The sequence below is a fragment of the Micromonospora sp. NPDC049529 genome (genome assembly GCF_055586685.1).
The window spans coordinates 414,117-427,888 of the sequence record NZ_JBVJHT010000006.1 but is presented as its reverse complement, the minus strand read 5'-3'; the positions used below and the strand labels follow the sequence as shown (position 1 = coordinate 427,888).

Here is a 13,772-nt window from a genome sequence, read left to right as displayed (position 1 = left end):
GAGCCGGCCGCCCACGACGATCTCGGCGTCCAGCCGGCTCTGCTCCCGCTCCACGTCGGAACGGACCACGACCAGCAGCCGGCACGGGTGCGCGGGGGGGGGGGGGGGGGGGGGGGGCCCCCCCCCCCCCCCCCCCCCCCCCCCCCCCCCCCCCCCTCCCCCGTCGGCGACCCGGCGCGGCCCGGACGGGTCGCCGCCGGATGCGCAGAATCGCCTGCGCCGCCGAAGGGGCTGCCGCGGATCACCCGCTACCGGGCCGGGGCCTCCCGGTTCACCGTCATGGATCCGTCGGGGAACTCGATCATTTTCATCCGCCGCGACGAGCCGGAGGGCTTGGAGTACGGCGGATCGAAGCAGCTCAGCGGCCTCGCCAAGGTGCTCGACAACGCCCGGATCCTGCGGGAGTTCAAATTGACGACCTCGCGGCCTTCCGGGCGCTGAACTCGGGGCTGCGCCGGCACGGTGCCGACGCGCCCGCCGTCGAACGGGCGATGGCCCTCGCCGCACTGGTCGAGCTGTCGACCGCGCTCGACGAATCCGAGCGGGTGCCGGAATGGGGGGAGCCTCTGCGGCGCATCGAACTCACCGCGGCGGAACGCGATCGGGTCATGGCCTTCGTCGCCGACCCCGAACTGATCAAACCATGGCTGGGTTGATCACCGGAGCGGTACCGCCGGGAATTCGGCTGATCCTCCCGTCCTGGCGGAATTTCTTCGGTCCCGGCAGCGTCAAGCGGAGGCGCTTGCCGCAGTCCGGGGCTGCGTACGGAAGGTGGTGCGGTACGTCTGCGGCGCCACCCCGCTGAGTCGTTTGAACTGGACGCGGAACTGTGCCGGTGAGGTGAAGCCGACGAGGTGGGCGACCCGGTCGACGCCGTGGTCGGTGGTTTCCAGGAGTTCCTGTGCCCGACGGATGCGTACGGTGGTGACCCACTGCATCGGGGTGCGACCGGTCTCCTCGTGGAAGCGGCGGTTGAGCGTGCGTACGCTCAGCCCCGCCCGGTCGGCCACGTCGGCCAGGGTCAGGTCCTCACCGGCGTGCACCTCCAACCACTGTAGGAGCGCGCCGAGGCCGGTCTCGGTGGCGCGCGGGCCGGGGGGTGGGATGAACTGGGCCTGCCCACCGTCGCGGTGCAGGGGTGCCACCGCCCGCCGTGACGCGTCGGCGGCGATCGCGGCGCCGTAGTCGCGGCGTACGAGGTGCAGGCACATGTCCACGCCCGCGGTCGCCCCGGCCGAGGTGATGATCTGCCCGGTGTCGACGTAGAGCACGTCGGGGTCCACCTGCACGGCGGGGAACGACGCCTGCAACTGGCTGGCGGCGGCCCAGTGCGTGGTGGCGCGCCGGTGGTCGAGCAGGCCGGCCGCGGCGAGGGTGAAGGTGCCCACGCAGATCGAGGCGATGCGGGTGCCGGTGGCCGCGGCTGCCCGCAGTGCGTCCAGCACCGGGGTGGGCACGGGTTCGGCCGGGTCGTACCGGCCGGGAACGATGACGGTGTCGGCGTCGACGAGCGCGTCGAGGCCGTGGTCAACGGCCAGCCGCAGCGGGCCGGCGTCGACCAGTGGCTCGCTGCCGCAGACCAGCACCCGGTAGCCGGGCCGGCCGGTCGGCAGCCGTACCTGGCCGAGCACTTCGATCGGGGTGGCGAGGTCGAACGCGATCGTGTTCGGTAGCGCCAGGACGAGCACGGTGTGCATGGCGACATTCCTCGGGGTGAAGGACGCGGCAAGAATCAGTTGGATGATGGCAATCCTGCCACTGGCCGCGTTGGTCGGCGAGGCCGAGGATCGGTGGCATGTTGGTACAGATCGTGTTGTTCGACGGATTCGATCCCCTCGACGTCATCGCGCCCTTCGAGGTTCTCGCGGCGGGAGGTGACGCCACCGGGGGCGACCTGGCGGTGGAACTCGTCGCCGCGCAGGGCCCGTGCGAAGTGGTCAGCGGCACCCGTGGCCTGACGCTGCGGGCGACCGCGAGGCTGGACCCGGACCGGCCGGGCTACGTCGTCGTACCCGGCGTCAGCGGACCGACGATCGGCGACCCCGACGACGGTGCGGTGACGATCCCCGTACTGCTGGCCCGGTTCGGCGAGTCGGCGGCGGCACCGCTGCTGCTCGCCGCGCTACGCAACCCCGAGGTCACCGTCGCGGCCGTCTGCGGCGGATCACTCGCCCTGGCCATGGCCGGCCTGATCGAGGGCCGCCACGCGGTGACGCACGTGCTCGGCATGGACGTGCTCGACGCGACCGGCGTACGGGCGGTGCCGGCCCGGGTCGTCGACGACGGCGACCTGATCAGCGCGGGCGGCGTCACATCCGGCCTGGACCTCGGGCTGCACATCCTGGAACGCGAGTTCGGTCCCCGGATCGCGCACGCCGTCGAAACCCTGTTCGAGTACGAACGACGCGGCACCGTGTGGCGCGACACCGGGCGTACGCCCGTCACGGTCTGAAGGGAAGCCGTCTTGAACAACATTCTCGGTACCTGGGACGTCAGCCTGAAGACCCCGATCGGCACCCTGAACGCCGTCTATGTCTTCGACGACCCGGACGGCGCGATCGCCGGCACCGCGTCGACGGCGTCGGAGACGGTGCCGCTCACCGCGATGGTCTGCGACGGCCCCCGGGTGACCTGGCGCCAGTCGGTGACCCGCCCGATCCGTCTGCACCTCGATTTCGACGTGGTGGTCGACGGCGAGAGCATCAACGGTCACTCCCGCGCGGGGCGCCTGCCCCGGACCACGGTCACCGGCACCCGGCGTCCGAACCCGCAGGGCCGGGCCCGCCCTACAGCCTGACCAGCGCGACGTCCCACTGGCCGTGCAGTTCCTCCCACCCGGTCACGATCTCGCCGATCGGCAGCGGATTGCGCCCCGGATCGTCGTCGCGGGCCAGTTCGCACCCCTGCTGCTCAAGCTCCCGGAGCACCCGCTCGGCGTCGTCGACCGACCCGTCGGTCACGAGCCGCAGGTAGCCGACCCGCCAGTCGTCGGTGCGCGGTGGCGCGAGCGCGAGGTCGCGCCCGGAGACGAACCGGCCGCTGACGGCGTACAGGGAGCGGCTCGCGTCGACCCGCAGCGGCCCCTCGTCGGACATCGCGACATCCGGATGGAGGAACACCCGCTCGCCGGTGAGGACGGCGGGTCCGAGCCACTCGGCAAGACGGTCGAGTTCGGTCTCGTAGAGGAAGTTGCCCCATGCAAAGAGTGCGAATTCGGCCACGGGCGTCATCGTAGGCGGGCGGACGAGGCCGTCGCGCCCCCGGCGGGTGGTTGCCCACCGAGGCGCGACGATCCGTCGTACGAGGTGCGGAGCGCGGCTACTGCGAGTCGCAGTACGTGTCGCCGGGCTCGTCCGGTGGCTCACTCGGGTTCGGGTCGTCGGGGTCGACCGGTTGGCCGACGATCTGGACGAAGAACGGGTCCCCGGGCAGGATGCGGTGCTTCTGGTAGAACCAGCCCAGCCGCGAACCGGAGGCGCAGTTGTCCTTCAGCGGGATCTCGTCCACCGAGTAGGACAACGGCCCGGTCAGGGCCCCCTCCTTGGTCGAGGCGAACGGGTACTCGTCGCACGAGTCCCGGTTGGTGCCCCAGATCCGGTTGCAGGCGGCGATGGCGAGATCCCGGTTGTTCTTGATGCCGCCGCCGGTCAGCCGGTGCAGCGGGTCGTTGCTCTCCCGCGAGCCGGGGATCTGCTTGCGCTGGCCCGCGGGCGGCAACGGTTCGGTCAGGTTGGGGGTCTGTTGGGCGGTGTCGATGTGCTCGGCCGAGTGCTGCACCTTGAGATCGTTCTTGTTCAACTTGAAGGTCGAGACGCCGTTCCTGATCACACACCCGCCGTTGTAGACGGAGATGTTCGGTGAGGAGTCGCAGCGGACGGCCTTGTGCGTGCCGAAGGCGGTGAACTTGACCCGGTCGTAGACGAACTCGATACCCGCGTTGATGTCGCAGTTGGCGGTGTAGTGCCGCCCGACCCCGACGGGCGTCGGGGAGCGGAGCGTGTGGTCGACCGTGACGCCGGCCGTCCACTGCGCGTACGTCTTGGTCACCCGGTCCGTTCCACTGGTCAACTGGCAGGGGTCGGGCGAACCCACGCCCCTGGTCCTGAGCAGGAGCAGCGACACCGGCATGACGGCCGGCGGGGGAGTGCCCCAGACGATCCGGAAGTCGTCCAGCCGCCATTTCAGCTTGGTGTCCCGAGCCGCGAGATGCGAACTGTCCCGCACACCCCGGAACGTGGTGACGAGTTGGGTGATCCGGAACGACACCGCCCCCATCTGCACCCAGACACCGGCCCGGTTGCGGACCCAGGACTCGAACAGCCCGGTCTGCTTGTGGCAGGCGTTGTACTGGTTCTTGATCCAGCCCTTGGACGCGTACGCCTTGGTCGTCGCCGAGGTGCCGTCGCATTCGGCCAGGGTGATCTGTCCGGGGCTGGTGGGCGAGGGCGCCGCCGCGTCGACCGCGCGCCCACCGTCGCCCGCTGTCCGCGAACCGGTCGTGAGCGCCCCGGTACCGGCCAGGGTCACCTCCAGCACGGGCGGAACCGGCTCGCCCTCCCACGGCACGGCGGAGTCGAAGTAGCGTTCGTGCTGGCCCTCCCCGGCCTCCGGAACCGTACGCAGGGCCAGGCCGTGGTTGGCCGTACCGGTCGCCCACGACTGGGCGGTCGCGGTCACCGGCCAGCTCATCGTCCCGACACCCTCGCAGTCGGGGGTGGTGCCCGCGGCCACACCGGTCGCGCCCGTGGCCGGCTGCCGGTTCCAGGCGAGTGTCTCCGGCGCCCAGGAGCCGGTCACCGGGAACACCCGGATGTCGATCGTGTCGGTGTCGCACCAGGCGAAGACCTGGTTCAGCCGCAGCGTGGCGCTGCGTACCGTACGTCCGGCCAGCGCCGTCGTGTCGAACCTCAGGTACGTACGGGACAGGTCGTGGGTGCCGTCACCCCAGTCGTAGCTGCCGGCGACCAGCAGTGGCTCGCCCTGCTCCTCGAAGCCCCAGTTGGTGGTGGCGACACCGGTGATCAGTGGCAGCTCCAGCGTCTGGTCCTCACCGGGCGGCCCGGTCGGTGGTGGGGTCGGCCCGGAAGGTGTCGGGGTGGGGGTGGTCGGGGTGGGATTCGGCCCGGTCGGGGTGGGGTCCGGGGTCACCGGATCCTCACCGGGCGGCGCGTTCGGGTTGCTCGCCGCGTCCCGCTCCTCCTGGGTCAGTCCCTCCGGTGCCGAGTAGTCGTCCATCTCCCCGTCGTCGAAGGTGACGCCCTCGGTCTCCGCGAACCGGATCGCATCCTCGTCGCTGCGCCTCGGCATCTGCGGCGGTACGTCGGTCATCCTCGCCTGCGCCGCCTCCGCGTCGGCCCAGGTCCGGTTAACCACGTCGGGACCGTGCTCGTCCGCGTAGGTGGACAGGATGGTCACCTGCTCGGCGGGTTCGTAGTCGACGAAGAGCACCGGCCCGGTCTCGCTGCTCTCCGAGGAGCGGTACTGCCGCCAGTTGGTGGCCTCCGACTCGTTCACCGCGCGCAGTTGGAAGCCGAGGTCCGGCGCACCGTCCGCCCACGCCTGGGTGATCGCCTCGACCGAGTGGTACAGCTCGCCCTCACCCCAGGAACAGGTGTCGCTGTAGGCGGCCTGGTTGCTGCTCTGCCCGGTGGTGGTGGCCGAGGGCTGCACGCTCCAGCGCAGTGTCGCCGGACTCCAGTCGCTGGTGATCCGGCGGGCGACGATGCCCGAGCCCACCTGGGATCCGCAGGCGTTCGAGCGGTAGTTCCAGATCCGCAGGTCGGCGTTGAGGATGGTGGATCCGACGAGGTTCGTGCCGGCGATGTGGTAGCGGATGTAGGTGCGCCAGGTTTCCGCGGCGCCGCTGGACGACCGGCCGGCCCGCAACCAGGTCGCCGAGGCCTGCGAGTTCTGGTACTGGACGCTGGAGACGAAGGTGTCCTCGTCCAGCCCCGCGCCGACCCATTCGGAGGCCAGTCCGATCGTCACGGGGTAGGCCACGTCGCGGTCGGCAAGGAAGACCGGGTCGGGCGCGAGCGTGAGTACCGGTCCCACCGAGTCGTGGGTCACCGACGCCGACGCGATCCCCCGAACACCCGAGTCCGGGGCGTCGACCGCCTTGGCGTCGAGCATCGTCGCCGCCGAAACGTCGGCGAAGGTGCTGGTCCTGCCCGCGTCCGTGGCGAGCAGACGAGGGCCGCCGGACTTGTCCTTCCCGTACGTCATCCGTTCCGGAAGGGTGACCGGTACGCGGAACGTCGGCTTGCCCTCCGGCCGTTGCCGGATGACGATCGACTGGTCGAACCCGGTGGAGGTGGCCGTGACCACCAGGTCGATGCCCGGGGACACCGCGTCGGGGTAGGTGGCCGTACTGCCCGACAGCACCGGCCGGGGCAGCGGGCGCGGCCACCGTACGGCGGACCGGTCCCGGCCGTTGCGGCTCCGCAGAACGGTCGTGTCGCCACCCGGGGACAGGTCGAGCCCCACCGGGGTCGCCCTGGGCCGGATGACCCCGTTGCGCTCCACCAGGGTCGTGTCGACCGGCACCCACCGGTCCCGCTGCTTGACCCGGACCGGCTCGCTGTGCAGTTCGGCGTGGAGCGTACGGCCGTCGCTGTTGGCCCACGTGCTGGACCGTTCCGTCCGCATCGACTCGATCTCGACGCGTCGGTTCTGTTCTCTGGCCGCCTGTTGCGCGGCCTTGACCGGGTCGAGCCGGTTGGCCGTCGACTCGGGTTCGGGCTGGTTGGCGCTGGCCCGGAACGGGCCGCCGATCAGCAGCGACGCGGTCAGGACGGCGACGGCCGCGACGGCCACCGCCCGCCACTGCCCGGGTCCGCGCGCGGACGGGCTCATGGATCCTGTCATCTCGCTCCCCTCTCGGAGCACAAGGAATAGACAAGCAACCATCTATCGGCGGCCTGGAACGGAAGCTTGGGTAATCCTTGAATCGGCCGTTCGGGAACCCCACCGCAGGTCGGGGGCGGCGGGTGGACGGAGGGATCCGGGCCGCCGACGCCTCGGGCGGCCGTACGCCGGCTCTTTCTGCTTAGATCATTCCGACGATCGAGGAAGGGAGCGGTACGCCGTGACGCCGGAGCTTCAGGAGCAGGAGGAGCGCCTCCAGTTCGACCGTTTCGACCACGACGACGCCTGGGAGCTGGGGAGTCGCCTGGTCGGGCTGGCCAGGGAGCGCGGCCACGCGGTCACCATTGACATCCGTCTCGGTGACCAGCAACTCTTCCACTACGCGTTCGCCGGCACCTCGGCGAACAACGACGACTGGATCGAGCGCAAGATCCGTGTCGTCCGTCATTTCGGACACAGCTCCTACCTCGTCGGCCAGACCTACCGCGACCGTGGCACCACCTTCGAGGAGCAGTCCCATCTCGACCGGGCCCGGTACGCCGCGCACGGCGGCTGCTTCCCGATCATCCTGCGGGGCACCGGCCCGGTCGGCACCGTCACCGTCTCGGGGCTGCCCCAACTCGACGACCACCGCCTCGTCGTCGAGGCCCTCGGACTCTTCCTGGACTCCCGGCGCCCCGAGTAGGAGCCCGTCTCGCGAACAAAGCGTCACACGCCCCGGGTACCGTGCGGTCGGCGAGCCCAGCCGGCCCGCCGACCTGCCCACCGGGAGGGGCCCGCCATGTCGATGCACGAGATCGAAGACCTTGTGCACAGTTCGGTGCTGGTGCTGGACGCCCACCATCCCGAGGGCGACGGCCGGTTGCGGGACTGGTTCGTGGCGCTGTACGCGTTCCAGCAGCAGTTCGACTGCTCGCACACCCAGGGGCGGGTGCTGGACATCCTGTTGCGCCGCCGGCACACGTACCGGTTTCCAATCCGGGAGCACCCCGACTACGCGCGGCGCCGCGACTTCTTCGACGCCCTGACCGGGTTCACCGAGCTGCGCGCGTTCGGTGACCAGGACGACGACGACTTCGGCGGCTACGACGACTGGTTGGAGGACGGCTATGTCGACCCGCCGTGGCTGTACTGCGAGGCCGGCACGGCGCTGTGGCAGCGCATGGTCGACGAGGGGCGGCTGCGGGGCGCCGACGCGATCCCGCCCCGCCGTGGCTCGCTGATCGAGGTCGTGCTGGCCGTGGCCGCCGCCGCCGAGCAGCACGGCGACATCGAGCTCATCGCACTGTGGTACGGACTCGGTCCCGAGATGCTCGTCCACGGTCATCTGCCGACGGTCGAGGATCTGGGTCGGGTGCCGGAGGTCGTGCAACTGCGTCAGATCATGCAGCGGACCGGCGCCTGGTCGATGCCGCTGCTGGACGGCTACCGTCCAACGGATCACGACCTCGACGTGCTGGACGACGACGTCGAGTCATGGTGGTACCGCGACCCGTCGCCGACAGCCACGACCTGACGGCACGCTCACCGACACCTCACCGGTCGGGACCCGCCGCTGGCATAATCGCGGCCCGTGATCTCCTCTACTTCGAATTCGCTCGACTTCCGTGGTGTGCGACGGGCCTACGACACCGTGGCCGAGGACTACGCCGCCTACCTGCCGGACACCCGCTGGGAGGCCCCGCTCGATCTCGCCATGGTCGACGCCTTCGCCATGGCGGTCACGGCTGGCGACGACGCGCAGGTCCTCGACGCGGGTTGCGGCACCGGCCGGATGAGCCGGTACCTGCGCGAGCGCGGTTGTGCGGTGCAGGGTGTCGACCTGTCGCCGGGCATGGTCGCCATGGCCCGGCGCGACCACCCCGGCCTGGTGTTCACCGTGGGTTCGTTGACCGAGCTGCCCTACCCGGACGACCGGTTCGCGGGCGTGATGCTGTGGTACTCGATCATCCACACGCCGCCCGCGGGCCTCGCGCGCATCTTCGCGGAGGCCACCCGCGTCCTGCGCCCGGGCGGCCACCTGCTCGTCGGTTTCCAGGCCGGCGAGGGCACCCGCGACGTGTCCGGCTCGTACCGTCGGTTCGGCCACGAGATCGAACTCGAACGCCATCTCTACACCGCCGACGAGGTCGGTGCCCAGATCGAGGCTGCCGGCCTACGGGAAGAGGGCCGCCTGATACGACGCGCCCGGGACGGCGAGAAGGATGATCAGGGCGTCCTGCTGGCCCGCTACCAGGTGGGACAACCGGTTTGACCTGGAGCCCGTGCACCGGCTCGCCCAGATCGTCGCCGACCTCGACCGGATCCGTCTGCTCGGCGCCCAGACGGTGGTGCTCGACCCGTTCAACGGCGACCCGACCGAGATCCGCCAGCCCGAACGCGCCTGGCAGATCCTTGCGGCCGTGGCCGCGTACCCCAGATCCCAGGAGGACCGATGACCCCCGACGACGAGAAGTTTCTCCGCCGTGCCGTGGAACTCGCCAGCTTGGCCGGGGCGTCCGGCGAACGCCCCTTCGGCTCGTTGCTGGTCGACGCGGACGGCACCGTCCTGATCGAGGACCACAACACCGTGGTCTCCGACTCGGACATCACCGCCCACCCGGAACTGAAGCTGGCCCGCTGGGCCGCTCGGGAACTCGCCCCCGAGGTGGCCGCCATCACCACCATGTTCACCAGTTGCCAGCCCTGCCCGATGTGCGCGACCGCGATCGCCCGGTCCGGCCTCGGCCGGGTGGTGTACGCCCTGTCCGCCGAACAGTTCGAGGAGGTCAAGCCCGTCACCCCGCCCCCGCCCCCGGTGCGGTACGAGGGACCGGCACTCTTCGACGAGGCGCGCCGCCCGATCGACACCTACTACTAGCGCCGCCCGACGGGCCCCGCGCTGTTGACCCTCAACCCGATCGAGGCCCCAGACTTCGCCTCGTCCACCCGTTGCCGAGCCAGGATCATGAAGTTAGCGCAAGTTTCTGGCTCGATTCCCGCGCCAACTTCATGATCGACGCGCTCGATCATGAAAGGGAAGTTTATGGAGATCAGCGCGGATCAGGTTATGGCCGCGATCGGTGTCGCGGTCGAACAGGGACGTGCGGGGGATCGCGGGGGAGCCAGGACCTCGCTCGAAAAGCTGTGGGAGACGGTGGGTGAGCACGGTGATGCGCTGCACCGATGCAGCATCGCGCACTATCTGGCCGACCTGCAGGAGGCCGTGACGGATGAGCTGAGCTGGGACGAGCGCGCCCTGGCGGCGGTCACTGAACTCAGTGACGAGCGCACCCGCCGATTCCACGACTCGCTACAGGTCCGAGCCTTCCTTCCCTCGCTGCGTCTCAATCTGGCCGACGCGCATCGGCGAGTGGGGAATCCGGACGAGGCGCGCCGGCATCTGGCGGCCGCCGTCGTGGATCTCGACGCGCTTCCCGACGACGAATACGGGTCGATGATCCGGGGCGGTGTCGAGAAGGTCCGGCAGGCTCTCGATACCGGGTTCACGCAGCGATTGGACCGGTAACGCCATGCCTCGGGCCAGCCGGCCGCCCGATCCCGTGGTCTGGGGCGGACGGCCGGCGCCGTGGCGGTGTCACTCGCAGAACACCTGCACCTTGGTTCCGGGGTCGTCGAGGTCGACGGTGAGCTCGTCGAGCTGCTCGATGAGATCCTCGATGTGCTGTGGCTTGAGCTGGGTGAGGTCGATCGGTACGCCCGACTGGTGCAGCTTCGTGTTGACCTGGGTGAGCGCCTGCGGAGGAATGAGGCTGGTGAGCCGTACCCCGGCGCGCAGCAGCTGGAGCGGGACCCGGATGTTGATCCGGCTCGGCCCGTCGCTGCTGAAGTCGTCCTCCGAGTTCACCACCACACGCAGATACTTGGGTCGGGGTTTCGGGCGGGACGTGACTCCCGGCAGCGACGCGGGCTGTTCCCGCGAGAGAGCGTCGATCAGCCGCTCGGCCTCGTCTGCGGTTATCTTGCCCTCGGCCAGCATCTCCAGGACCTGACGGCGCTGCTCATTCATGACGGCTCCTACCTCTCCGACTCAATTGACGCTGACCAGCACGGCCAGGTGGCCGTCCTCGATTTCGAACCGCGTGCCGGGCAACGCCCACAGCAGTCGCCCGATGCCGCGCAGCGCGCCCAGCGGGTTCACCCGGAAGACGATGCACGCGACGAGTCCCGCCAACGCGGCGAGCAGCAGCAGGGGTGACAGCACCAGAACCGCCGGCAGTACGGGCACGTACAGCCGCAACCATCGGCCGTCGCGACGACGTTGGCGGTACGTCACCAGCTGCGGGATCACCGGGACTGCTCCAACTCGGCCAGCGCCTCCTGGACGCCGATCTCCCCCCGCCGCAGGCGGTCGACGACGTCGGCGCCGGTGGGCGCCGGATCGGTGTCGACGAAGTCGAGGTGCTCGGCGATCCGGTTGAGCCGGGACTTGATCGTCGGGTAGCTCACCCCGAAGATCCGCTCCATCTCCTTGATCGAACCGTGCGACCGTACGAACGCGGCCACGAACACCTGATCGTCGACGCTGAGCTGAGCCAGCTGCGGCGGATCGAACTGGCCCTCGATCGCCACGCCGCTGCCGGCCAGGCGGACCCGCTCGACCACGAACGGCTGTCCGTGTGTCAGGTCCGTCAGTTCCTGCCAGTCCACCCTGGGCTCCCTTGCTCTTCGGCGACGTGCTCGCCAGCTATTTCTACCTTGAGTTTTTTAAGTAGTCAACGAGCAAAGATTAATTTTCTTAATTTGATCTTCGGGCTCCTGGGTCGCCCGTCCCGGCCCGCGCATGGAACGGACGTCACCGGCCACGCCGGGCGGCGGGCTCGTGACGTCGAGAGAAACGTGATGACTGCCTACCGCGCGGCCGTCGCCCGCGGCGACTCTCCGGTCAGCGGTACCGGGTTGCCGAGGCCGTCATGTGCCCGCCGGGATGGCGTATCTCGACGCGGACGAGCGCCGAGTCCCGCGCGTCGACGGGCCACTCCACGGTGTCGGTGCCCTGGTCGGGCGAGGATTCGCGGTGTGCCGCGCCCTGCTGCGGGTGAAAGGTGACCGTGCCGGACGGCGCTCCGCGTACCTCCGCCCGGACCGTGCCGGCTCGCCGCCGGTGATCAGTTGGTTACCGACTCCCGCCCTGGTCCGTCGTCACCACCGCGAAGCTCTCGCCCGGCAGGAACACCTCCGTGCCCGTCCAGTGCACCTCGGCGGAGGCCAACAGCAGTTCGCGCGGCGGCACGCCCAGCGGCACACCCTGCTCGGTCGGGGCGAGATTGCACACCAGACACACCTCGCCCCGGCGCACCACCAGCCACCGCCGCTGCTCGTCGACGTCCACGCCGAGCCGGTCCAACCTCGGGTCGGTCAGTTCGGGCCGGGAACGCCGCAGCGCGATGAGGTCCCGGTAGAGCGTGAACAGCCGCAGGTGGTCCGGGTCGGTCAGCTCCGACCAGCGCAGTTTCGACCCGAGGAACGTCTTCGGGTCGGCCGGGTCGGCCGTGACGGCCACGCCCCAGGTCGCCCCCAGTTCCCGCTGCCGGCCGAGGCGGACCGCCTCCCGCAGATCGTCGTCGTCGAACGAGACGAAGAACTCCCACGGACCCTGGCTGCCCCACTCCTCACCCATGAAGATCATCGGCGTGTACGGCGAGCAGAACACGATCGCCGCGGCGCAACCGAGCAGCCCCGGCGACAGACCGGCCGAGATCCGCTCACCGCCGGCCCGGTTACCGACCTGGTCGTGCGACTGCACGTAGACGAGGAAACGGCTGGCCGGGGTCCGGGTGGTGTCCACGGCCCGCCCGTAGCCGCGCCCCCGGAACGACGAGTGGCCCCCGGCGTACGCGAAGACGTTGCGCAGTGCGTCGGCGAGCACCCGCAGCGAGCCGTAGTCGGCGTAGTAGCCCTGCCGCTCGCCGGTCAGCGCGGCATGCAGGCTGTGATGCACGTCGTCGTTCCAGAGCGCGGTCAGGCCGTACCCGCCGGCCTCGCGGGGCGTCACCAGCCGTGGATCGTTCTGGTCGGACTCGGCCAGCAGGGCGAGCGGGCGACCGAGGTGGGCCGAGAGCGCGTCGACCGAGACGGCGATCTCCTCCAGGAGGTGCACGGCCCGGCCGTCGCGCAGCGCCTGCACGGCGTCCAGCCGCAGCCCGTCGAGGTGGAAGTCGCGCAGCCAACTCGTGACGTTGTCCAGCACGTAACGGCGTACCTCGTCCGAGCCGGCGCCGTCGAGGTTCAGCGCCGGTCCCCACTTGGTCCGGTCGGCGAAGTACGGCGCGAACCGGGGTGTGAAGGCCCCCGCCGGGCCGAGGTGGTTGTGGACCACGTCCAGCAGCACCCCCAGCCCGGCGCGGTGGCAGGCGTCGACGAAGCGCTTCAGCGCGTCCGGGCCGCCGTACGGCTGGTGTACGGCGTACCAGAGCACCCCGTCGTAACCCCAGCCGGCATCGCCCTCGAACGCGTTGACCGGCAGCAACTGCACGAAGTCGACCCCGAGTCGCACCAGGTGGTCCAGCCGGTCGATCGCGGCGTCGAACGTCCCCGCCTCGGTGAAGGTGCCGACGTGCAGCTGGTAGACCACGCCCCCGGCCAGCGGTCGACCCCGCCAGCCGGTGTCCCGCCACTGGTACGCCGCATGGTCGTACAACCGGGACGGGCCGTGCACGCCGTCGGGCTGCCACAGCGAGCGCGGATCGGGCAGCGCCGTCGGGTCGTCGTCGAGCAGGAACGCATAGTCCACCCCGGCACGGGCGCCGTCGACGTCGGCATGCCACCAGCCGTCGGTGCCCGCCGTCATGGGGTGGTCCGCTCCGGCGACCCGGACGCTCACCCTGCCGGGTAGGGGCGCCCACACCGAGAAGCTGTGCGCCTCGGTCACCGTGTCCTCCGTCCTCGGACGGCCCGTGATCCCG

Annotated in this window: 17 protein-coding genes; 10 read left to right on the top strand and 7 right to left on the bottom strand. The window is 70.4% G+C overall.

What is annotated here, in order from left to right; translation table 11 throughout:
• Positions 1-279: 279 nt before the first annotated feature.
• Together ACZ6QQ_RS13420 and ACZ6QQ_RS13415 are read left to right on the top strand one after the other, a co-directional pair.
• Complete coding sequence (locus ACZ6QQ_RS13420; RefSeq protein WP_465876299.1) at positions 280-441, top strand: hypothetical protein; 162 nt, start codon at positions 280-282, stop codon at positions 439-441.
• A 50-nt stretch (positions 442-491) separates the two neighbouring features.
• Positions 492-656 carry a hypothetical protein gene (locus ACZ6QQ_RS13415; RefSeq protein ID WP_465876273.1) on the top strand — a complete coding sequence of 55 codons (165 nt, stop codon included), beginning with the start codon at positions 492-494 and terminating at the stop codon, positions 654-656.
• A 72-nt stretch (positions 657-728) separates the two neighbouring features.
• Here the strand turns inward: ACZ6QQ_RS13415 and ACZ6QQ_RS13410 are convergent, their stop codons facing one another.
• A complete protein-coding gene (locus ACZ6QQ_RS13410) occupies positions 729-1,697 on the bottom strand; it encodes a GlxA family transcriptional regulator (protein ID WP_465876272.1) in 969 nt (322 codons plus the stop codon).
• A gap of 98 nt (positions 1,698-1,795) precedes the next feature.
• On the opposite strand from ACZ6QQ_RS13410, the gene ACZ6QQ_RS13405 reads away from it, so the two are divergent.
• Both ACZ6QQ_RS13405 and ACZ6QQ_RS13400 read left to right on the top strand, forming a co-directional pair.
• On the top strand, positions 1,796-2,452 hold the full coding sequence (locus ACZ6QQ_RS13405) for a DJ-1/PfpI family protein (protein WP_465876270.1): 657 nt from the start codon (positions 1,796-1,798) through the stop codon (positions 2,450-2,452).
• 12 nt (positions 2,453-2,464) lie between these two features.
• Entirely contained in the window at positions 2,465-2,797 is a 333-nt protein-coding gene (locus tag ACZ6QQ_RS13400; protein ID WP_465876269.1) for a hypothetical protein, read from the top strand.
• Here the strand turns inward: ACZ6QQ_RS13400 and ACZ6QQ_RS13395 are convergent.
• Together ACZ6QQ_RS13395 and ACZ6QQ_RS13390 are read right to left on the bottom strand one after the other, a co-directional pair.
• Positions 2,787-3,221, bottom strand: a complete 435-nt coding sequence (locus ACZ6QQ_RS13395) for a hypothetical protein (RefSeq protein ID WP_465876268.1) — start codon at positions 3,219-3,221, stop codon at positions 2,787-2,789. The genes ACZ6QQ_RS13400 and ACZ6QQ_RS13395 overlap by 11 nt on opposite strands.
• Before the next feature lie 97 nt (positions 3,222-3,318).
• Positions 3,319-6,867, bottom strand: coding sequence for a DNRLRE domain-containing protein (locus tag ACZ6QQ_RS13390; protein ID WP_465876267.1), 3,549 nt, complete (start codon positions 6,865-6,867; stop codon positions 3,319-3,321).
• Positions 6,868-7,087: 220 nt separating this feature from the next.
• On the opposite strand from ACZ6QQ_RS13390, the gene ACZ6QQ_RS13385 reads away from it, so the two are divergent.
• The 6 genes from ACZ6QQ_RS13385 to ACZ6QQ_RS13360 all read left to right on the top strand — a co-directional run bounded on the left by ACZ6QQ_RS13385 (position 7,088) and on the right by ACZ6QQ_RS13360 (position 10,375).
• Complete coding sequence (locus tag ACZ6QQ_RS13385) at positions 7,088-7,552, top strand: heme-degrading domain-containing protein (RefSeq protein ID WP_465876265.1); 465 nt, start codon at positions 7,088-7,090, stop codon at positions 7,550-7,552.
• Positions 7,553-7,648: 96 nt separating this feature from the next.
• Entirely contained in the window at positions 7,649-8,383 is a 735-nt protein-coding gene (locus ACZ6QQ_RS13380) for a hypothetical protein (RefSeq protein ID WP_465876263.1), read from the top strand.
• Positions 8,384-8,440: 57 nt separating this feature from the next.
• A complete protein-coding gene (locus ACZ6QQ_RS13375; protein ID WP_465876261.1) occupies positions 8,441-9,121 on the top strand; it encodes a class I SAM-dependent DNA methyltransferase in 681 nt (226 codons plus the stop codon).
• 10 nt (positions 9,122-9,131) lie between these two features.
• Positions 9,132-9,305, top strand: a complete 174-nt coding sequence (locus tag ACZ6QQ_RS13370; RefSeq protein WP_465876259.1) for a hypothetical protein — start codon at positions 9,132-9,134, stop codon at positions 9,303-9,305.
• Positions 9,302-9,727: a nucleoside deaminase gene (locus ACZ6QQ_RS13365; protein WP_465876258.1), complete on the top strand. Its 426-nt coding sequence runs from the start codon at positions 9,302-9,304 to the stop codon at positions 9,725-9,727. Before ACZ6QQ_RS13370 ends, ACZ6QQ_RS13365 begins: the two co-directional genes overlap by 4 nt.
• Positions 9,728-9,892: 165 nt before the next feature.
• A complete protein-coding gene (locus ACZ6QQ_RS13360; RefSeq protein WP_465876256.1) occupies positions 9,893-10,375 on the top strand; it encodes a hypothetical protein in 483 nt (160 codons plus the stop codon).
• A 69-nt stretch (positions 10,376-10,444) separates the two neighbouring features.
• Here the strand turns inward: ACZ6QQ_RS13360 and ACZ6QQ_RS13355 are convergent, their stop codons facing one another.
• The 4 genes from ACZ6QQ_RS13355 to treZ form a co-directional block, all read right to left on the bottom strand.
• Positions 10,445-10,876, bottom strand: coding sequence for an SHOCT-like domain-containing protein (locus ACZ6QQ_RS13355; RefSeq protein WP_465876255.1), 432 nt, complete (start codon positions 10,874-10,876; stop codon positions 10,445-10,447).
• A 21-nt stretch (positions 10,877-10,897) separates the two neighbouring features.
• Positions 10,898-11,158: a hypothetical protein gene (locus ACZ6QQ_RS13350; protein ID WP_465876253.1), complete on the bottom strand. Its 261-nt coding sequence runs from the start codon at positions 11,156-11,158 to the stop codon at positions 10,898-10,900.
• The gene (locus ACZ6QQ_RS13345; RefSeq protein WP_465876252.1) at positions 11,155-11,517 is read right to left on the bottom strand and encodes a DUF2089 domain-containing protein; all 363 of its coding nucleotides are present in this window, start codon (positions 11,515-11,517) and stop codon (positions 11,155-11,157) included. Before ACZ6QQ_RS13345 ends, ACZ6QQ_RS13350 begins: the two co-directional genes overlap by 4 nt.
• Positions 11,518-11,983: 466 nt before the next feature.
• Entirely contained in the window at positions 11,984-13,738 is a 1,755-nt protein-coding gene (gene treZ, locus ACZ6QQ_RS13340; protein WP_465876251.1) for a malto-oligosyltrehalose trehalohydrolase, read from the bottom strand.
• Positions 13,739-13,772 lie beyond the last annotated feature (34 nt).

Bases quoted from the DNA above. Each gene is read 5' to 3' on its own strand.
- ACZ6QQ_RS13415 (WP_465876273.1), top strand. From the start codon at position 492: ATGGCCCTCGCCGCACTGGTCGAGCTGTCGACCGCGCTCGACGAATCC.
- ACZ6QQ_RS13365 (WP_465876258.1), top strand. From the start codon at position 9,302: ATGACCCCCGACGACGAGAAGTTTCTCCGCCGTGCCGTGGAACTCGCC.
- ACZ6QQ_RS13390 (WP_465876267.1), bottom strand. From the start codon at position 6,867: ATGACAGGATCCATGAGCCCGTCCGCGCGCGGACCCGGGCAGTGGCGG.
- ACZ6QQ_RS13360 (WP_465876256.1), top strand. From the start codon at position 9,893: ATGGAGATCAGCGCGGATCAGGTTATGGCCGCGATCGGTGTCGCGGTC.
- ACZ6QQ_RS13410 (WP_465876272.1), bottom strand. From the start codon at position 1,697: ATGCACACCGTGCTCGTCCTGGCGCTACCGAACACGATCGCGTTCGAC.
- ACZ6QQ_RS13420 (WP_465876299.1), top strand. From the start codon at position 280: ATGGATCCGTCGGGGAACTCGATCATTTTCATCCGCCGCGACGAGCCG.
- ACZ6QQ_RS13405 (WP_465876270.1), top strand. From the start codon at position 1,796: ATGTTGGTACAGATCGTGTTGTTCGACGGATTCGATCCCCTCGACGTC.
- ACZ6QQ_RS13380 (WP_465876263.1), top strand. From the start codon at position 7,649: ATGTCGATGCACGAGATCGAAGACCTTGTGCACAGTTCGGTGCTGGTG.
- ACZ6QQ_RS13355 (WP_465876255.1), bottom strand. From the start codon at position 10,876: ATGAATGAGCAGCGCCGTCAGGTCCTGGAGATGCTGGCCGAGGGCAAG.